The organism is Oleiphilus sp. HI0061 (genome assembly GCF_001635675.1).
Map to the genome: position 1 here is coordinate 1 of NZ_LWFE01001040.1, position 18,449 is coordinate 18,449.

General features: G+C 44.8%; 20 protein-coding genes. 11 read left to right on the plus strand and 9 right to left on the minus strand.

Features of this window, described 5'->3' with window-relative positions:
* The 3 genes from A3735_RS13490 to A3735_RS13500 form a co-directional block, all read right to left on the minus strand.
* The coding region (locus A3735_RS13490; RefSeq protein WP_156499652.1) for an alpha/beta fold hydrolase at positions 1-409 on the minus strand (409 nt) is incomplete at its 3' end.
* 12 nt (positions 410-421) lie between these two features.
* A complete protein-coding gene (locus tag A3735_RS13495) occupies positions 422-2,101 on the minus strand; it encodes a Na/Pi cotransporter family protein (RefSeq protein WP_068516580.1) in 1,680 nt (559 codons plus the stop codon).
* Positions 2,102-2,133: 32 nt separating this feature from the next.
* Complete coding sequence (locus tag A3735_RS13500) at positions 2,134-3,495, minus strand: MBL fold metallo-hydrolase RNA specificity domain-containing protein (RefSeq protein ID WP_068516577.1); 1,362 nt, start codon at positions 3,493-3,495, stop codon at positions 2,134-2,136.
* A 289-nt stretch (positions 3,496-3,784) separates the two neighbouring features.
* Between A3735_RS13500 and A3735_RS13505 the strand changes: the two genes are divergently transcribed.
* The 3 genes from A3735_RS13505 (at position 3,785) to A3735_RS13515 (ending at position 6,866) form a co-directional block, all read left to right on the plus strand.
* Positions 3,785-5,329: a thymidine phosphorylase family protein gene (locus A3735_RS13505; RefSeq protein WP_068510370.1), complete on the plus strand. Its 1,545-nt coding sequence runs from the start codon at positions 3,785-3,787 to the stop codon at positions 5,327-5,329.
* The gene (locus A3735_RS13510; RefSeq protein WP_068510368.1) at positions 5,326-6,201 is read left to right on the plus strand and encodes a ribose-phosphate pyrophosphokinase; all 876 of its coding nucleotides are present in this window, start codon (positions 5,326-5,328) and stop codon (positions 6,199-6,201) included. The genes A3735_RS13505 and A3735_RS13510 overlap by 4 nt, the downstream gene beginning before the upstream one ends.
* 275 nt (positions 6,202-6,476) lie before the next feature.
* Positions 6,477-6,866, plus strand: coding sequence for a DUF3135 domain-containing protein (locus A3735_RS13515; RefSeq protein WP_068510366.1), 390 nt, complete (start codon positions 6,477-6,479; stop codon positions 6,864-6,866).
* 103 nt (positions 6,867-6,969) lie between these two features.
* Here A3735_RS13515 and leuB read toward each other — a convergent pair whose 3' ends face one another.
* Positions 6,970-8,073 carry a 3-isopropylmalate dehydrogenase gene (leuB, locus tag A3735_RS13520; protein ID WP_068510364.1) on the minus strand — a complete coding sequence of 368 codons (1,104 nt, stop codon included), beginning with the start codon at positions 8,071-8,073 and terminating at the stop codon, positions 6,970-6,972.
* Positions 8,074-8,354: 281 nt separating this feature from the next.
* Between leuB and A3735_RS13525 the strand changes: the two genes are divergently transcribed.
* The 3 genes from A3735_RS13525 (at position 8,355) to A3735_RS13535 (ending at position 10,378) form a co-directional block, all read left to right on the plus strand.
* Positions 8,355-9,131, plus strand: coding sequence for an enoyl-CoA hydratase/isomerase family protein (locus A3735_RS13525; protein ID WP_068510362.1), 777 nt, complete (start codon positions 8,355-8,357; stop codon positions 9,129-9,131).
* Positions 9,132-9,224: 93 nt separating this feature from the next.
* The gene (locus tag A3735_RS13530; RefSeq protein ID WP_068510361.1) at positions 9,225-9,881 is read left to right on the plus strand and encodes an NAD-dependent epimerase/dehydratase family protein; all 657 of its coding nucleotides are present in this window, start codon (positions 9,225-9,227) and stop codon (positions 9,879-9,881) included.
* A gap of 5 nt (positions 9,882-9,886) precedes the next feature.
* Positions 9,887-10,378: a HugZ family protein gene (locus tag A3735_RS13535; protein ID WP_068510560.1), complete on the plus strand. Its 492-nt coding sequence runs from the start codon at positions 9,887-9,889 to the stop codon at positions 10,376-10,378.
* Positions 10,379-10,481: 103 nt separating this feature from the next.
* Here the strand turns inward: A3735_RS13535 and A3735_RS13540 are convergent, their stop codons facing one another.
* The 5 genes from A3735_RS13540 to A3735_RS13560 form a co-directional block, all read right to left on the minus strand.
* Complete coding sequence (locus tag A3735_RS13540) at positions 10,482-11,093, minus strand: flavin prenyltransferase UbiX (protein ID WP_068510562.1); 612 nt, start codon at positions 11,091-11,093, stop codon at positions 10,482-10,484.
* On the minus strand, positions 11,086-12,471 hold the full coding sequence (gene mpl, locus A3735_RS13545; protein WP_068510564.1) for a UDP-N-acetylmuramate:L-alanyl-gamma-D-glutamyl-meso-diaminopimelate ligase: 1,386 nt from the start codon (positions 12,469-12,471) through the stop codon (positions 11,086-11,088). Before mpl ends, A3735_RS13540 begins: the two co-directional genes overlap by 8 nt.
* Before the next feature lie 66 nt (positions 12,472-12,537).
* The gene (locus A3735_RS13550) at positions 12,538-13,224 is read right to left on the minus strand and encodes a crotonase/enoyl-CoA hydratase family protein (protein ID WP_068510566.1); all 687 of its coding nucleotides are present in this window, start codon (positions 13,222-13,224) and stop codon (positions 12,538-12,540) included.
* Between the two features lie 54 nt (positions 13,225-13,278).
* The gene (locus A3735_RS13555) at positions 13,279-13,524 is read right to left on the minus strand and encodes a hypothetical protein (protein ID WP_068509110.1); all 246 of its coding nucleotides are present in this window, start codon (positions 13,522-13,524) and stop codon (positions 13,279-13,281) included.
* A 64-nt stretch (positions 13,525-13,588) separates the two neighbouring features.
* Complete coding sequence (locus tag A3735_RS13560) at positions 13,589-14,083, minus strand: DUF6586 family protein (RefSeq protein WP_068552970.1); 495 nt, start codon at positions 14,081-14,083, stop codon at positions 13,589-13,591.
* A 223-nt stretch (positions 14,084-14,306) separates the two neighbouring features.
* Here A3735_RS13560 and A3735_RS13565 point away from each other — a divergent pair, with 223 nt between their 5' ends.
* The 5 genes from A3735_RS13565 to A3735_RS13585 form a co-directional block, all read left to right on the plus strand.
* On the plus strand, positions 14,307-15,332 hold the full coding sequence (locus A3735_RS13565) for a response regulator (protein WP_068510487.1): 1,026 nt from the start codon (positions 14,307-14,309) through the stop codon (positions 15,330-15,332).
* Between the two features lie 10 nt (positions 15,333-15,342).
* Positions 15,343-16,305: a diguanylate cyclase gene (locus A3735_RS13570; RefSeq protein ID WP_068510485.1), complete on the plus strand. Its 963-nt coding sequence runs from the start codon at positions 15,343-15,345 to the stop codon at positions 16,303-16,305.
* Between the two features lie 83 nt (positions 16,306-16,388).
* On the plus strand, positions 16,389-17,033 hold the full coding sequence (locus tag A3735_RS13575; protein WP_068510482.1) for a TonB-dependent siderophore receptor: 645 nt from the start codon (positions 16,389-16,391) through the stop codon (positions 17,031-17,033).
* A 20-nt stretch (positions 17,034-17,053) separates the two neighbouring features.
* On the plus strand, positions 17,054-17,257 hold the full coding sequence (locus A3735_RS13580) for a hypothetical protein (RefSeq protein ID WP_068510480.1): 204 nt from the start codon (positions 17,054-17,056) through the stop codon (positions 17,255-17,257).
* A 24-nt stretch (positions 17,258-17,281) separates the two neighbouring features.
* On the plus strand, positions 17,282-18,449 hold a 1,168-nt coding region (locus A3735_RS13585), incomplete at its 3' end, for a HAMP domain-containing protein (protein WP_156499653.1).

Consider the following 18,449-nt stretch of genomic DNA (forward strand, 5'->3'; position numbering starts at 1 on the left):
CATTAATTTTACTGCGTAGCGGCTCATCAATGCTATGATTCATTGCCAGCACAGACTCGGGAATCCTGTCGTCCCCTTTAGCGAACAGGTCAGTAAGTTTATCTAATAAAGTTGGCAGAACTTTTAAACGAGCACCTGCACCGATTAGAACCATCCCTTTGAGCGAGCGGTGCCCTTGCGCTGCCAAAGCCAGTACCACGGCACTACCTAAGGAGTGCCCGACCAGTATGACATCGTCTAGCGTATCGAGATAAGTGCCAACAGACTGTACATAGTCTTCCATAGTTTTAAGCTTTGGGCCATTAGGATGTCCCGGTAAATCAACCGCTTCCGAGTGGCTGAAATGCACAAGCTGCTGCTCCCAAACCACACTATTCATACCCGAGCCATGTATAAAAACCAGCTTCATAGACTCACCTTTCTAAACAGCCGATGCCAAGTTACGACTAGAGGCTTCCGAGAACAAATAGCTTTGCATCGCTCTTAGTAACAAAGTTTGCGATAAGCTCACCTCACCCACTGTATTCAACATGGTTGATAGATCCTGCTCCGTCAATTTGTGTTCCTGACTATCGGAATATATCGCTTGGGTTACGACTTGTTTATGCTCATCAGTATTACGTTTAAGCTCCGTGTACATTTCTAACAAAACCACCTCATTGCGATGGTTAAATAAGTCACTCACCCCGGAATAAAAAGCCTCTACCTGAGCAATAATTTGTTGATAGGTATTATAAATAAAGAGGTTATCAGACTGTCTGAGATAGCTTAGATCATGACGAATATCTTTAACCTCCTTGGCGGCATAGGTGGCATTTCGAATTGCTTCCAATATCTGCTCAATACGCTCAGATTGATCTGTTTCAACGCGCCCTTTCTGCACACGATAAGCAAACTCTACGACCTCACCTTCTAGCTGTTTAATATCTTCATAGCCATCATCAAACTGATCCGTATCATTCAAATACCCTGCATTCTCCGGCTCTGAGCCAATCAATTTACTTTGTTTAATATTAAGGGTATTAATATTAAAACAGGCCAGATTTAACACCAATACACGGCTAAATAGATGAATTGACTCTGACTCCAGGGCCAAGAGGGATTCTTCCACTTCACCTTCTGGAATTGACTTGATATGGCAATTAATGGCACTGGTATCTTCTTTGAAGAGCCTTTCCAGCATGCGTGCAAATGCCCCCAAAAAGGGAATAAAGAGGCAAATACCAATTACATTAAAGGTACTGTGGAAGGCGACCAAACCAAGTAAAGGGTCTTCGACTTGGTAGACATCATTGATAATTTTCAACAGCAAAGGCAAACATAGGAGTGCCAATAAATCGGTGATCAGGTTGAAAAAGAAGTGCGCTGCTGCCACCTGCCTTTTAATTGGCGTTCCTTTTAAGGCACCGAGCATAACAGTGCCGGTGGTTCCTAGGTCTGCACCGATCACTAATGCCGCCGCTTGATCTAATCCAATTATTTGAGCATTAAGTGCACTCAAGGTGATCATCATTGTCGCGGAGCTGGATTGAATGATGGCCGTGAAGATAACGCCCACTAGAAAAAAAACAAAAATTCCATACTCTTTGAATATAGAGACATCGAAGCTTTGCGAAAAAGCCTCAATGCTATCTTTCATCAGCACCAAGCCCATCAGCAACAGCCCTAAGCCCATTAATAGGCGACTCATGTGACGGAGCTTTTTATCATCACCAAAGCTAACTAAACCTAAACACCCCAGACCCAGCATCGGTAGATAGAAAGCAGACAAACTGAGCTTAAAGCCCAAGGTTGCAACGATCCAGCCGGTAAACGTTGTTCCCAGATTAGACCCTAGAATGATCCCCAGCGCATTGCGCATATCGAGAATACCGGCCCCGACAAAGGCCAGCGTCATTAAGCCAACAACCGAACTGCTCTGCAGAATGGCTGTTGCGACCGTCCCACCTAGTATCGACTTTAAAGGATGAGTTGTATGCTTGCGCAGCATGACTTTCAAGGAACGACTGCTTAAAGCCTTCAAGGCCTTCTCTAGTTGATCAATACCAAATAGAAATACCCCGATTCCTGAAATAAACTCTAGTAACTGAAATTGCTCCATATCCAACCTTAATTATTGACCGAGACTATTTACTAATTCAGTTCAAATTCCTGACCAGGCTCCGGTACACAAGCTTTCAAACCCAACTGCTCTTTTATCTTCATACGCATTGAGTCAGAGGCACTACGCTCACCATGGGTAACGAACACTTGCTTGGGGGAGATCTTTGACGCACGCAACCAGTCAATAATTTCTTGATAGTCGCCGTGGGCAGACAGGCTACCACTATGATAAACCTCCGCTTTCACAGGGTAGTACTGGCCGTGTATTTTGACTTCAGCAGCACCACTGACCAGGGTATCACCTCGCGTTCCAGGTGCCTGAAATCCGATAAAAACGATACTGTGCTGATGATGCGGTAAGAGATTTTTTAAGTGGTGTAAAACTCTGCCACCACTTGCCATACCGCTGGCAGAGATGATTACTGAAGGATAAGAACTGCCATTAAGTGCGATAGACTCTTCAGCGGTGCGTACAAAATGAGTTCCATGGTCTATTTCAGCACACTGGCTGGCACTAAGCTTGTGCTCTTTATTGTGCCGACAATAGATCTCGGTCGCCGTAATCGCCATGGGGCTATTGAGAAATATGGGTAAGTCAGGTATTCGCCCCTGTTTCTTAAGCTCTTGAAGAATATGAAGATTAATTTGCGTACGGCCAACCGCAAAGGAAGGCATCAAGACAATGCCACCGCGCTTACTGGTTTTATTGATGATTTCTTCAAAGAATGCAAAGGCATCGATATCTTCATGTAGTCGATCACCATAAGTCGACTCTACCACCAAGTAATCTGTTTCACTTAGCTTTTGAGGCGCTTTCATTACCAAGTCATCAGAGCGACCAACGTCTCCACTAAAGGTTATGCTTCTTCCCAAGGCGCTAAGTCGAATAGAGGCGGCACCCAGGATATGCCCAACCGGCTTGAATTCAACCTGCACCCCTTTAAGGATCTCTATTTCCTTATTCATCGAGACAGGTTCAAATAATTCCAGCGATGCGTTCGCATCCTCTTCCGTATAAAGAGGCAACGCAGGAGAGTGCTTAGAGAATCTTTTTCGATTTGCGTAGCGAGCATCTTCTTCCTGAAGGAAACCGGCGTCAGGTAGAAGCACACCACACAGGTCTAAGGTACCACTACTACAATAGATTACACCCTTGAATCCGGCCTTCTTAAGAGCAGGAATATAACCACTATGATCTACATGCCCATGAGTCAGTAAGATAACGTCGAGACTTGAGGCATCGATCGGAAACGGTTGCCAGTTCTTGTCTCGTAGGTTTTTTACCCCTTGAAACATACCGCAGTCAACCAGGACTTTCTTGTCGTTTATAGTCAGAAGGTATTTGGAACCTGTAACTGTACCAGCACCACCGATAAATTTTATTTTTAACATGCTCTTATCCTTAGACTCGTTATTCCAAGCATACAAAATCAAGGCCTAAAATGTATATATGTTTTGAGGAAGCCATCACTCAGTTAAGCTAGGCAAGGAGTTCCACTCCTCACATGAACCTTCCCCGAACCTCACGGCCAGTTAACAGTAGAAGACTCTGGCTACAATAATATAGTGTTAAAACGCTCCATGAACCGACCGATATCAAGTCACGACATCAATTATTGACGCCCATGAATAATTTCATGTTATTTTATGAATATTCGTATAAGAAAAATCAGGTAACGCAATGAGCCGCACCAGTGAGCCCAACAAAACTGCCCAACAGGAACTTAACTTCCTGCAATTAAAACGAATGCATATCGACACGCATCAAGAGCCTGTCATTTATATGCATAAAAATTGCCACGTCTGTCGCTCTGAGGGATTTTATGCCCAAAGTCGTGTGCGTATCACCACTGAAAAGAACAGCATTATTGCAACAGTAAATATGGTGACTAATGGAGACTTGTCTCGTCAGGAGGTTGGCCTGTCCGAGTCGGCATGGAAATTACTGAGTGCCGATGAAGGCGAACGGGCTTACTTTTCCCATGCAAAACCGGCCGATTCGATGAGCGCAGTTCGCGGCAAAGTCTACGGTAATAGTTTTAACGACTACTCTAGCAAGCATATTATTCACGATATCACGAGAGGCTACTATTCTGACATTCAGCTAGCCGCCTTTGTCACCGCTTGTGCAGGAAACCGACTCAATACCGACGAAATTATTTCCCTTACCAAGGCCATGGTCGATGCAGGTAGTCAACTCGAGTGGGGCAGTGAAAAGGTGATGGATAAGCACTGTGTTGGAGGCTTACCTGGCAATAGAACGACACCCATCGTCGTCGCTATTGTAAGTGCTGCCGGTTTGATCATGCCGAAAACTTCCTCACGCGGTATTACCTCACCTGCCGGTACCGCCGACACCATGGAAACTCTTGCTCCCGTGACCTTGAGCATTGAGCAAATGAGATCAGTAGTTGAACAAGAAGGCGGCTGTATTGCCTGGGGAGGCTCAGTTAGCCTTAGCCCGGCAGATGATATTCTGATTCGTGTCGAACGTGCACTCGACCTTGATAGCGAAGGCCAATTGGTCGCATCGGTGATATCCAAAAAAGTGGCTGCCGGGTCAACACATGCCTTAATCGATTTGCCGGTTGGCATTACCGCCAAAGTTCGCGATATGGACTACGCGACAAAACTATCGACACAGCTAGAACGAAGCAGTGAAGCCTTAGGATTAAAAATATCCTGCCTAATGACAGATGGCCAACAACCCGTGGGTTTCGGCATCGGCCCTGCCTTGGAAGCGCAAGATATTTTAACCGTACTACAAAATAGCCCGCTAGCACCTCAAGACCTAAGACAGAGAGCACTACTGATTGCTGCAAAGATTTTGGAAATGGGCGATGCGGCAGAGCCGAATCACTGCCTTGATAGGGCCACAGAAATTCTGGATTCAGGCAAAGCCTGGACAAAATTCCAAGCTATATGTGAGGCGCAGGGAGGTATGAGGGAACCACCCAAGGCCCCCTATCGTCATGAGGTATTCTCGGATAAACAGGGTATAGTTTGTTACATCAATAACCGCTTTATCAGTAAACTGGCTAAACTCGCTGGCGCGCCCTCTGCAGCTGCCGCCGGTATACTCTTTAAGACCCATTTAGGGGATATAGTCGATATTGGTACACCACTTTTTGAACTGCACGCAGAAACAAAAGGTGAACTTGAATATGCGATCGACTTTCTAAGCGCTCACCCTGATGCTATTCGAATTGAGGAAGAAACTCTATGAAACCTTTAATTTTTGACCTCTACGCTGCACCTGAGCTATTCGCTGCGCTATCTACGGAGTTAAATGCAGAACCTGCCAAGTTGGAACACCGCCAGTTCCCTGATGGTGAAACTTACATGAGAGTACATAGCGATTACCAGCAGCGTGAAGCCATTATAGTCTCGAATATGCACCAGCCAAATTCAAAGTTTCTACCCTTGGTTTATCTTTGCGAAACCTTACGCGAGCTTGGAATAGCCAGTACTACCTTAGTCTGTCCTTATCTTCCCTATATGCGTCAGGATATTAAGTTTCACGAAGGAGAGGCTCTGACTTCACGCTATTACGCTAAGTTGTTAAATCAGTATTTAGATCGCTTAATCACCATCGACCCTCACCTGCATCGCTACCATTCACTGGGTGAAATTTACACAATGGAAACACACACTCTGCAAGCTAACCCTTTAATAGCCTCATGGGTTAAAGAAAATATTGAGACCCCCTTGGTGGTTGGCCCTGACAGTGAAAGTGAGCAATGGGCTGCGGCGGCAGCAGACATGATTGGCTGCCCCTACTTAATTCTAGAAAAACAACGTTTCGGCGATAAGAACGTAGAAGTTTCGAGCCCAAATGCTCAAGACTTTGCACAAAGAACCCCCGTACTTATTGACGATATTATCTCGACAGGTCGGACCATGATTCGTACTGCCGAAGCGCTTGTAGCCGAAGGTTTACAAGAGCCTATATGCATTGGTGTGCACGCACTTTTCTCTGAAGATGCATACTGTGAAATGTCTAAAGCACCGATCAAAGACATACTAACTTGTAACACCGTCCCCCACTCAACAAACACTATAGATATTGCCAGTATTATTGCAGAAGTCTTGAAGTAATAAAGCCAAATGTTAACTCACTTGAAACATTGACTATAAGATTTACAAAGCCACATTTTTATCATACGAAGCTTGCGCACAACTTAGACGAATAATCACTTTATAGTGCTTGAAAAACTGGCATCAAAATCATCACCGCTATTATCTAAGTGATTTCACAAAATTTTGCAGAGATCTTGTAAATTCGTGGACCTGCCCACACCTTCTAGCTGTACAGTTTTTGATCGCACCGATAAAATATCGCTAACACTTTGTAACAGTAAGAGGTCGTTACCGTGCACGATGGATCAAACTTTAAAGAAGCGGAGTCTTCTCACTTAGGTAATCAGGACTCTCGTATCGTCCCGATCGATTTTGATAAACTAAGATACTTAGCTTCGAACAAGCCAGAAGCATTTGAGCGTTACCGTGAAGAGCTCTATCAACAAGCAATCGAGCAAGCACCTATTGAACTTCAGCGCCGTTTGAAAGGAGTGCAGTTCAGGATAAATATGGCCAGGCAAGGTGCCAGAAGCCCATTATCGTCCTGTATGAGACTTTCAGAAATGATGCATGATTCGTTTGTGGAACTACAACTGGCATTGGCAAACCCACGAAAGTATTTACAGGAGCAAAGCAGCAAGCCTGCGGAAAGTGCGGAGATTGTTGAGTTGTTTCCCAAGTAGAGCCTGCCCCGTGCTACCCCGTCAGCGAGCCGTGGAAGGCTCTGCCTACAAGAACAAAAAAGGGGAACCGCTATGGCTCCCCTTTTTTAATTTCTTTGCTGGTTTATAGCAATTCTTCCAACTTAGCCATTACCTTATCAGCAAACTCTGTTGTGCTTAGAATCTCGATGCCCTGACCAGGCTTAGACAAGTCACTTGTAGAGAAGCCTGCTTCGAAGACGCTCTGCATAGCAGTCCAAACCGCTTTCGCTTCTTCTTCCAAACCAAAACTCATGTCCAGCATCAATGCAACAGAACCAATCATTGAGTATGGGTTAGCTTTGTTTTGGCCAGCAATATCTGGTGCAGAACCGTGAGAAGGTTCGTAGTATGCTTTCTCAGGCCCCATACATGCTGATGGCATTAGACCTAGAGAACCAAGAATACCGCCACCCTGGTCACTCAAGATATCACCGAACATGTTTTCCATGACCATGACATCAAACTGACCTGGGTTCAAACATAGGTGAGTCGCAGCTGCATCAACCAACATGTGAATGACTTCTACTTCAGGGTAATCTTTAGCAACTTCTTCAAGCACTTCGTTCCAAAGTACAGAAGAGATCAATACATTACTCTTGTGAATATTGTGAAGAACTTTCTTACGCTTCATAGATTCTTTAAAAGCAACTTCCAAAATCTGTCGGATCTGGCTTTCATCGTAATCCAAGGTTTCTTTTACATAGCGAAGGCCATCTTCAGTCTTACCACTTTCTTTTCCACCGAAGTAAAGACCACCGATCAATTCACGAATCAACATGATGTCGATACCATTGCCCACTACTTCTTTTTTAAGTGGTGAGAAATGAGCCATACCTGCTGGCAAAGAAATCGGGCGAAAGTTTGCATAGGTATTCAAACGACGACGCATTGGTAATAAAGCACCACGCTCAGGACGCTCTTCTACAGGAATCTTCTCAGACTCTTCATGGCTCAAGCCGATTGGGCCTTTAAGAATTGCATCCGCTGTATCACATAGATCAATCGTTTCCTGAGGGAAAGACTTACCATGTGAGAAGTAAGCACTGGCTCCGAATGGGCCGTCGATGCAATCAAAAACAACATCACGTTTTTCTTCAATTAGCTTTAATACACGCAAAGCCTGCTCTGTAATTTCTGGGCCAATGCCGTCACCTGCGAGAACCGCAATCTTGTATGTTTGAGTCATTATTTTTTCCTAGCGAAATAATACGTCGATATAAATGTGGGCGTATTGTAAAGATAGCGCCCCCTATCTGGCAAATAAATTGATTTATAAAGAAGACGATATGGCCATTCAAATAGCGCATATCGCCCATAATAGGTTGACGGGCGCGTCACCATTATGTAACTTGCTTACCCCTTAGATTAAAGTGTTAACAGAGCATTAGGCCAATCGCCTCGGTGTCGGGATACAAACTTCTGTTAACATGCTGTATGTAAACTAATTTGTTTTGAGATTTTGTGGCAATGGCGTACGAAAATATACTTTATGAAGTAATTGGTCCTCTGGGATTAATCACCCTTAACAGACCAACAAAGCATAACGCGGTGTCGTTAGCGACGCTGGATGACCTTCATAACGCTTTTGCTGAAGCTGAAGCCGACCCTCAGGTTCGCGTTATCGGTTTAACCGGTGCGGGCGAGAAAGCCTTTGCTTCAGGTTCAGACCTTAACGAAGTAGAACACCGAGATATTAAGAAAGCACTTGAACCGATTGTTCAAGGTTTTGCTGAACGCTGTGAGCGTAGTGAGAAAGTATCTATCGCCGCCATCAATGGTATCTGTATGGGCGGTGGCTTGGAGCTGGCACTGGGTTGCGATATTCGTATCGGTACGACTAACTCCAAATATGCAACACCTGAAGGCAAGCTAGGTATTATTCCTGGTGGTGGTGCAACTCAGCGTTTACCACGTATTGTTGGTAAAGCTTGGGGCATGGAAATGTTATTAATGGGTGAAACCATTGATTCTGACCGCGCTTATCAAATAGGCTTAATTACCCGTTTGCTTGAGCCAGAAGATCTTATGCCGACGCTACATAAAATGGCAGGTCAAATTGCCGCGTTTGCGCCACTCGTTCCTCAGTTTATGAAGTCGATGGTCAACTATGGCCTTGAGGCAGGACAACACTCTGGCTTGGCTATGGAAAAGTTTGCTCAAGCAGCCTTGATCGAAACAGCCGACAAAAAAGAAGGCTTACGTGCCTTCCTTGAAAAACGTCCGCCAAACTGGTCTGGCCGTTAATTTCAATCATAAATTACTAGAAGGCTTTGAAGCACTGTTTCAAAGCCTTTTTTGTTTCAAGCTCAAGCAAGTGATACGTAAATGGAGAAGTTCATGGGGAAAACAGCATGGGTTGCTGGCGCAAACGGACTAATCGGTAGTCATTTGGTTTCTTTGCTCAATCAACATCCCGCTTATGAACGTGTTGTTGCTTTCGTCCGCTCACCTTCAAGTGCCTCTTGGGCCAAGCTGCCTAAGGTTGAACAATGGCCAGTCAACTACCGTGAGCTCAGCGCTCCCGAACCCAAAAAAGTAGACGATATATTTTGCGCCCTGGGTTCTACTACTCGTAAAACGCCAAATAAAGAAGCTTACTACGAAATAGATGTCACCTTTCCTTTGAATGTTGCACGGCTAGGTCTTCAGAACGGCGCTCGCTATTATGGCCTTGTCTCTGCGCATGGTGCCAAGGTGAAAGCGTTCTCCTACTATATGCAAATGAAAGGCGAACTGGAACATCAGCTACTTGAGCTCAATTATCCTCATATAGCACTTGCTAGGCCTAGCCTATTACTCGGCGACAGAGGTGAATTTCGTCCAGCTGAAAAGCTAGGTGAAGTATTTATGGGCATACTCCCTGGCAATTTAAAAGCGATTCAAGCTCACGATGTTGCCGCTGCACTGATTCTTGAGGCAAATCGTTCTAAGCGGGGCACACAAGTGCTTAACTCAGCAATGATGCAAGGCGCGATAAAACAGCTAGAAAAGTAAACACCATGGCAAAGAACCCTGAAATCAGTACAGAGCAAATTCAAACTGAAATCGCTGAACTCAACGAGCAAATTCAGACACTCCAATTAGCAACACTTGGAAAAGATAAAGAGCCGTGCATCAGCTATACCCCCTTTCTGAAAACGGGCTCAGCTTACTACATTTTTATCAGTCAGCTTGCGACACACACGCACAATTTACTTGCTCACCCCAGTCTCTCTATTTTGATCATTGAAGATGAAGACAAGAGCAAAAACGTTTTTGCCCGCAAGCGACTAAACCTTAAGTGCAAAGCAGAAGAACTCAAGCAAGAAGACCCTGAATGGAACAATATTCTTGATGGCTTTGAAAAACGTCATGGAAATACAGTGAAGCTGCTTCGCTCTCTACCCGACTTTCATCTATTCAGACTAACTGCGGTTTCAGGTACTTATGTGAAAGGCTTTGGACAGGCTTTTGAGCTGACTGGAGACGATATTAAGCATATCAAAGCTTAAGCAGATTCCCCCTCGAAAAAACTTTCCCCGTGCTAAACCGCCAGCGAGCCGTGGAATGTTCTAACTACGAAGAGTTTCAATCGAGTCTGACCCCGTTGAAAACTTACTCACCCCATTTCGGCATCAAAGACTGTTCCAAGCCCAATTGAGATAAGATACGTGCTACAACAAAGTCGACCATATCTTCGATAGACTTTGGTTGATGGTAAAAACCTGGGCTTGCCGGGAGGATAACTGCCCCCATACGCGTGAGCTTGAGCATATTCTCTAGGTGAATTTCTGAGTAAGGTGCTTCTCTGGGAACTAGTATCAACTGACGACGCTCTTTCAAAGCCACGTCAGCGGCACGTTCGATCAGGTTATTACTTGCTCCCGTTGCGATGGCTGATAAGGACCCTGTACTACATGGGCAAACCACCATTCGACTCGGTGCACCGGAGCCAGATGCTAAAGGAGACATCCAATCCTCTTTGCCAAAAACACGAATCATTCCGGGCTCGGCAGAAAAATGGTCACTGAGGAAGGATTCCATTTGTGCTGCTTGTGCGGGCAACTTATATTCGGTTTCTGTGGCGATTACAATATGCGCTGCCTTGCTCACCATCAGGTAAACCGGCACGCTCTGCTTTAGTAAACATTCAATCAAGCGCAGAGCATACTGCGCGCCCGATGCACCAGTAATCGCTATTGATACCGGTTCGACCACCTTAGTCATTCACCTGTTCCTCTAGCGCTTCCACTAACTTGCCATGAATACCTGCGAAGCCGCCATTGCTCATGATCACAATATGACTTTCACCCGAGAGCTTAGACTTTACCTTATTGATTAAGTCATTAAGGGTATTGCCAAGCTCATGCTTAGTGCTTTGCTTGCTTGCCGTTTGAGCAATCAAGTCATCCAACCAAGTCATATCCGACAAGTCTGCCCAAACCACATGATTGGCCTCTTCAGCACTGGCTAATAGCGTCTGAGCATGAACACCCATCTTCATGGTATTTGAACGAGGTTCGATTAGCGCAATAATCATCTTATCCTGACCAACCTTATTACGCAAGCCAGCCAAGGTGGTTTGGATAGCCGTCGGGTGATGGGCGAAGTCATCATAAACATGTACATCATTAACCGAAGCCAACAACTGCATGCGTCGCTTCACACCACCAAAACAGGATAAGGCCTCGGCACCATGTTTTAGACTTACGCCAACATGGCGAGCAGCCAGCATTGCTGCAACACCGTTTTGAACATTATGGTCGCCAGTCATGTTCCAATCGACTTGTACGGTTTCATTTGCCAAGATCAGTTGAAATGAACTGCCTGACTCACTTAGCTTTTTCCAGATAGCTTTATCTGTTGTACTTTGATCATCAGAAAATACTTCCTGCTCAGACCAGCAACCTTTTTCGATTACCTGATCAATGGCCGTCACATTCTCTGGATAAATTACTCGCCCATTTTCTGGAATGGTTCGAATAACATGGTGAAATTGAGTCTGGATTGCAGCAAGATCAGCGAAGATGTCTGCATGATCGAACTCAAGGTTATTAACAATAAAAGTGCGAGGGCGATAATGGACAAATTTCGAACGCTTATCAAAGAAGGCGCTATCGTACTCATCGGCTTCAATGACAAAGAACGGCGTTTCACCCAAGCGGGCCGAACAAGGAAAGTTTTCAGGCACGCCTCCAATCAGGAAGCCAGGCGACATACCCGTATATTCCAAAATCCAGGCAAGCATACTGCTGGTGGTGGTTTTGCCATGCGTACCGGCAACACCCATCACCCACTTTCCTGGCAAGATATGATCTGCCAAGAAGCCTGGCCCGGAAGTATACTTCAAACCTTGATTGAGAATAGCTTCCAGCAAGGGGTTGCCACGACTGATAGCATTACCGATAACATAAAGATCTGCACCAAGTTCTAACTGATCTACCGAAAAGCCGGAAATTAGCTCAATGCCTTGAGACTCCAACTGCGTACTCATTGGTGGATAAACACCCTGATCACAGCCAGTCACTTTAATACCCATCTCTTTGGCCAGCACCGCCAAGCTTCCCATAAAGGTGCCACAAATACCTAAAATATGAATATGCATGTTGAGTCTCAAGTTGTGAAGGTCATTCGGTAGAGGGCTCGAAGCCCTCTATGTAACAAGGAAGGTTTAGAAAGTCGTCGTACGATCGACTTCAATCGCAGCATCCATTGCTTCCAGTAAGGCTTTGCGTGATTTTAGCTTAGTACCGTGATGAGCCTTCATATTCAGCTTTTTATACTCTTCAGCCAACGCTTTAGCTTCAGTCATTAGCTGATCTGCATCGACAAGCTTATCCAAAAATCCTGCATCAACAGCCGTTTCAACATCAAAGATTTCTGCATTCATTACCGAGCGATTAAAGTAGTTTGTCGGGATACGACCACGCGCCATTTCAATGCCTGCCTGGTGCATTGTCATACCAATCGCCACTTCATTCAGACCTAGCTTAAATGGACCTTTAGCACCAATACGGTAATCGCTACATAAAAGAATAAAGGAGCCTTTGGCAATCGCATGACCGCTACATGCAGCAATAATTGGCGTAGGAAAAGCCAACATTCTACGCGTTAAAGTAGAACCTTCTGCCACAAGCGCAGTCGCATGATCCATACTCTTCTGCATGGTTTTCAAATCATATCCACCCGAGAATATACCTTCCTGACCAGTGATAATAACCACCGCTCCGGTCTCTTCAGCATGATCAAGCGCTTCATTCAATTCTGCAATGACCTGGTGAGAAATTGCATTCACCTTACCGTTTTGAATTTTGATCGTGGCTACTTTATCTTGCAACTCAAACTGTACCAGTTCCATACTAACTCCTAACTATATCTCTTATGTTTTTTGTCCAACCGAGGGTTGTTCGAATTAATGTAATATACGGTCTTCACGCTCTTTTTCTTCAGCTTCGACAATCGATTTAGATAGTGCCCCGGCAGCTTGAACACCCGCACCGATCATTGCTTTCGCTATCGCTGCTTTATGCTCCCCCAAAAAGCCTTCAACCTCTTCTGAAAATTGGATTTCGACCAAGAATTCGCCGTCATCATCCATTCGCTTCAAGGCGAAGCTACCGTTTTCTAATTCAACTATCTCTAAAAATGCGCTACTCATTCAAACTCCAAATTTATATAGAAACCTGCTCACCAGGTAAGTTATATAGTACCTGCGGCCTTCTTTACCATTCTGTTTGTTGCTCTCGCCTTTGCTGAATATAAGTTTTTACTTCTTCAATAAGTTCTAACAAAGTCAGCTCTCTATCACCTTCAATAGCTGTCTCGGTCAAATTAATAACCTCAATTCGAGGCACACTTGCTTCTGTGCTAGCTGCTTGCCTAGAATGCGGCGAATTTTCTCTGTAGAGCAGAGGGTCAACAGATAAAGCCAACAAGCGTTGATACCAACTTCCTTGCTCCTGCTTCTGCGCAAACAGGAACTGGCAATCGGGCATATTCTGCGCCAATTCTGAAGACTCATCTTGCAAGGCGTCAGCAGGGATCTTTAAATAGGCTGATAATTCTTCTAGCCAGGCTTCCCAGGCATACTTCAAACTCAAACTAGCGCCAACAACGGCAGCCTGTGCAAGCGCAGCATTAGTACTTGTCTCTGCCTGCTTTGCTTGTGTTTGTGCTGCATACAAATAAGTGTTCACCCTGCTCTTAATATCACTCACCTAAAAGACTCCGTCGACACACACTTACAGCCCAGAAACCCTGTTAAATTGGATTTCCAGACTAATACCTGAGACTAATAAACGCTCCAGTATACCCCATTCAGAGCATGGGGTCATGACTGCTCTGAATATGGAACTTTAATTATCCTGAAGACTTGCTGAATGGGCATTCATGCACTTTAATTAGTAATCATAAATACATCCCGTGGAAAGACCTTTTCATATGACAACACGCGTCCTGATCTGCGACGACTCCAGCGTAGCTAGAAAGCAAATGGCGAGAACCTTGCCAAGTGACTGGGAAATAGAAGTTTCATTTGCGAAACATGGTGAAGAAGCATTGGCAGCCATTAAAGAGGGTTTGGGAGACATTATGTTTCTCGACCTCAACATGCCAGTCATGGATGGTTATGAAACCTTAGAGCAGATTCAGAAACAAGATTTGCCAACGATGGTAATTGTCGTATCAGGAGATATTCAACCTGAAGCACATGAACGCGTTAAGGCTCTAGGCGCAATCGACTTCATTAAGAAACCTACTTCGACTGAAGCGCTCACAGAGCTACTTGAGAAATTTGGCCTTTACAGAGCACCAGAGCCCTCAGCCGCTCCTGCTACGCCTGCAAGAGCACCGATAATTAAGAAAGGTGAAATCGGCAATATTGGCACCCGCGACTGCATGCAAGAAATAGCGAATGTCGCAATGGGACAAGCAGCTGACCTACTCGCTCGGCTTTTGAAAGTCTTCGTAAAACTGCCTATACCAAACGTTAACTTGCTCGAAGTTAGTGAGTTAGAAATGGCCTTATCACTCACCGAGCAACAAGACACCTACTCTGCCGTTTGCCAAGGTTTTATCGGTTCGGGTATTAGTGGTGAAGCCTTGCTCAATTTCAGTGATTCAAGTTTTGGTGATATCGCCAAGCTGCTCGACTACAAAGGCGAAGTCGATCGCATGGTTGAGCTTGAGCTACTAATGGAAGTGGCCAGTATTCTAGTGGGCGCCTGTACTAACGGTATTGCCCAACAACTCGACACCACCTTCAGTCAAGGGCACCCGGTTGTTTTAGGGCAGCATGTCAAAGTAAGTGAATTGATCAAAGCCAATGCCAAGCGCTGGAAGAAAACACTCGCCATTGAAATCACTTACGAAATTGAAAACTACAACATTAGTTGCGACCTGTTATTACTGTTCACTGAAGATTCACTGGACAATTTGAACAAACGACTTTCCTACTTGATGGATTAATAGCCGAACTATGGAACGATCACAGATAGATATAAAAGAATTTCACTGGCTGATGGATATGCTGCAAACCATCGATGTCGGCCTCGTGGTACTGGATCGCAACTTTAGCATTAAAGTTTGGAACAGTTTCATGGAGAGCCATAGCGGCATAACTCCATTGCAGACCAAAGACAAGAATCTCTTTGACTTATTCCCTGATTTGCCCAGAGATTGGCTAGAGCATAAATCTAATTCAGTGTTTATGTTAAAAAACCGCTCCTTTATGACCTGGGAGCAGCGACCTTATCTGTTCAAATTCAAAAACTACCGCCCAATTACCGGCACAGAACCATTCATGTACCAAAACGTGACCATCTCACCTTTGGTATCTGCTGATGGAACGGTAAACCATATCGCTATCATTCTCTATGACGTGACTGATATTGCCGCGAACCGGAACGCACTGGAACGAGCGAACTCTGAATTAGAAATGCTGAGTCGAACTGATCGCCTGACTCGGCTAAACAATCGAGGTTATTGGGAAGAGTGCCTAGAAGCAGAGTTTAGCCGTTATAAGCGCTATCACACGACTTGCTCTGTCATTATGTTTGATATTGACCACTTCAAGAAGGTAAATGACACCTATGGTCACCAAGCCGGCGATGAAGTAATCAGGCAAGTTTCTCAGGCACTTCGGGATAACCTTCGTAAAACTGATATTGCCGGCCGCTACGGTGGTGAAGAGTTTGGCGTTATTCTTGGTAACACCGATGCCGAACATTCCATGGTTTTCTGCGAACGTGTTCGCAAACAGATCGAAGCCATGGAAGTTGTTCATGACGGTAAAACAATCAAATTTACCATTAGCTTGGGAATTAGTCAGGCTGTTGAAGCCACTAGCGACTATATGACCTGGCTTGAACAAGCTGACCAAGCCTTATATGCCTCTAAAGAAGGCGGGCGAAACCAGACCAATACATTCTCCCATAGTTAAAATCTAGCGTGCCGCCGAAAGGTGTGTCGCGCTAGAGATAACGTCATCAACCACGACAATTCTAATAATATTTTGGAGTCACTATGATCCGCCGCTCAAAGTTTCAAAACATAAGCTTTGCTATTCTTGCCGCCGCTAGCGCATCAGCACTTTCCCAAACATTAGCCCCTGCTCAATCCGTATCGCCATTACAAGAAGAAATACAGTGGCTACAGGCAGAGACTTATGTTTCTACGGCAACTAAGACTTTGGAAGATATTAAGAAAAGTGGAGCAAGTGTTACCGTCATTACCGCTGCTGACTTAAAAAGAATGGGTGCGCGCAACCTAATGGACGCACTAAAGCGCGTACCTGGCTTAGGTGTTTACCAAACTAATATGGGAAGGTCTACCCTCGAGATAAGAGGGCTAAAAACAGACTTCAGTGAAAAAGTATTATTTCTAATCAATGGCCACGCTAACAATAACAACCTGGTAAATGGTGGTGCACTAAGCTCTTACAACAACTTTATTGTCGATGACATTAGCCGGGTAGAAATTGTCCGTGGCCCTGGCTCAGCACTCTACGGAGCCAATGCTTTTGTCGCCGTAATTAACATCATCACCAAAACGGCTCAGAATACACAAGAAACAACACTAAGCGCAGGCATCGGAAGTGACCAATCAAGGAAGCTCAATGCATCGTATCGCGATGGTACAGGCCCTTTAAAGATGGTGAACAGATTGTAGCCATCATTTCGGACTACATTATGCCTGTTACCAAAGGCGATAAGTTCTTGATTGACGTTCATGCCATGTTCCCTGATATCATCAAGATAATACTCACGGGTCATGCCGATAGCTCAGCAGTCCAAGAAGCCTATGAACAAGCGAATCTTGCCGCCTGTTTTGGCAAGCCCTGGGAAATAGAGGATATACTCACCTGCTTAAGAGAGCATTTATCCAATAAGTAGCTGTACGGAGACAGAAGTCTAAGCATGGGAATTCGCAACAAACTACTTTTCATCATTGCTAGTGCACTTTTACTTGTGCTTTATGTCAGCACTCACCTTCAAATAAACCTACACAAGCAAGCATTTGATACCGAGTTAGAGAAGCGTATCGTTCTGCTAAAACATAACCTCAACCAACAAGCACTCGTCCAAGCCCAAGCGTTGAGTAGCTCGATCGCAGAAAACCTGGCATCGTTCAATCTTTTTTCTCTAACCCAAATTATTAACGATTCTGTCAACAACACACCAGAGCTGCAGCAAGCTATTTTAGTATCCAAAAACGGCAAAGTATTTATCCACACATCAGATCCGTTGCAGCAACAGCTACCCTATCAGCCGACAAATCATGGCAGCATTAGTCAGGTGAGCATAAAAACCCCTGATAGTATTTCAGTCCTCGGGATTAATAACCCTGAAGACAGCGCTCTTCCGATCTCTTCACTTGAATACCGCGTACCGATAACTATTGGAGAATCCCACTGGGGTGATATTTACCTTCTATATTCGCTGAAAAAACTGAACAAAGTGATCACCCAATCTATTGCAGAAAATACTCAACTACAAGAAGAACAAACGAACAAGGCATTTTATAGTGCCGGAGCGATTTTGTTAGTCGCCTTTGTGCTGATCTCTCAGTTAGCAGAGCGCTTAGTTGAGCCCATAGTGCGTTTAAGCGCTTACACCAAAGAAATTGCAAACGGAAACTTCACTAAAGTCCATAACGCCGCAATAACTGGTACTGATGAAATTGCCGAACTCAGTCATAACTTCACCGACATGGCTAAAAACCTGGAAGAAAATTACCTAGAACAAGCGCAATATAATTTAACGCTTGACGCAAAAGTTAATGAGCGAACAAAGGCGCTGCATAAGAAGAACGAAGAGTTACTTAACGCCTTCAAAAAAGTAGAAGAAAGCCAACAGCAGTTAATATACTCAGAAAAAATTGCAGCACTTGGTCAACTGATCGCAGGTATTGCTCACGAAATCAATACGCCTCTCGGGGCAATAGGCGCATCGGCCAGTAATACCTCTATGAGTTTGGAAGACCACCTTACCCAACTGAAACCTATTCTGGAAAAAAGCCCCGACCCTGACGCTCAAGCACTGAATAAGATCATCTCGCTGATAGGGAGGTCGACGAATAATCATT

Excerpts from the sequence above, each read along its gene's own strand:
- A3735_RS13495 (WP_068516580.1), bottom strand. The coding sequence starts at position 2,101 with ATGGAGCAATTTCAGTTACTAGAGTTTATTTCAGGAATCGGGGTATTT.
- A3735_RS13500 (WP_068516577.1), bottom strand. The coding sequence starts at position 3,495 with ATGTTAAAAATAAAATTTATCGGTGGTGCTGGTACAGTTACAGGTTCC.
- A3735_RS13505 (WP_068510370.1), top strand. The coding sequence starts at position 3,785 with ATGAGCCGCACCAGTGAGCCCAACAAAACTGCCCAACAGGAACTTAAC.
- A3735_RS13510 (WP_068510368.1), top strand. The coding sequence starts at position 5,326 with ATGAAACCTTTAATTTTTGACCTCTACGCTGCACCTGAGCTATTCGCT.
- leuB (WP_068510364.1), bottom strand. The coding sequence starts at position 8,073 with ATGACTCAAACATACAAGATTGCGGTTCTCGCAGGTGACGGCATTGGC.
- A3735_RS13525 (WP_068510362.1), top strand. The coding sequence starts at position 8,355 with ATGGCGTACGAAAATATACTTTATGAAGTAATTGGTCCTCTGGGATTA.
- A3735_RS13530 (WP_068510361.1), top strand. The coding sequence starts at position 9,225 with ATGGGGAAAACAGCATGGGTTGCTGGCGCAAACGGACTAATCGGTAGT.
- A3735_RS13535 (WP_068510560.1), top strand. The coding sequence starts at position 9,887 with ATGGCAAAGAACCCTGAAATCAGTACAGAGCAAATTCAAACTGAAATC.
- A3735_RS13540 (WP_068510562.1), bottom strand. The coding sequence starts at position 11,093 with ATGACTAAGGTGGTCGAACCGGTATCAATAGCGATTACTGGTGCATCG.
- mpl (WP_068510564.1), bottom strand. The coding sequence starts at position 12,471 with ATGCATATTCATATTTTAGGTATTTGTGGCACCTTTATGGGAAGCTTG.
- A3735_RS13550 (WP_068510566.1), bottom strand. The coding sequence starts at position 13,224 with ATGGAACTGGTACAGTTTGAGTTGCAAGATAAAGTAGCCACGATCAAA.
- A3735_RS13555 (WP_068509110.1), bottom strand. The coding sequence starts at position 13,524 with ATGAGTAGCGCATTTTTAGAGATAGTTGAATTAGAAAACGGTAGCTTC.
- A3735_RS13565 (WP_068510487.1), top strand. The coding sequence starts at position 14,307 with ATGACAACACGCGTCCTGATCTGCGACGACTCCAGCGTAGCTAGAAAG.
- A3735_RS13570 (WP_068510485.1), top strand. The coding sequence starts at position 15,343 with ATGGAACGATCACAGATAGATATAAAAGAATTTCACTGGCTGATGGAT.
- A3735_RS13575 (WP_068510482.1), top strand. The coding sequence starts at position 16,389 with ATGATCCGCCGCTCAAAGTTTCAAAACATAAGCTTTGCTATTCTTGCC.
- A3735_RS13580 (WP_068510480.1), top strand. The coding sequence starts at position 17,054 with ATGCCTGTTACCAAAGGCGATAAGTTCTTGATTGACGTTCATGCCATG.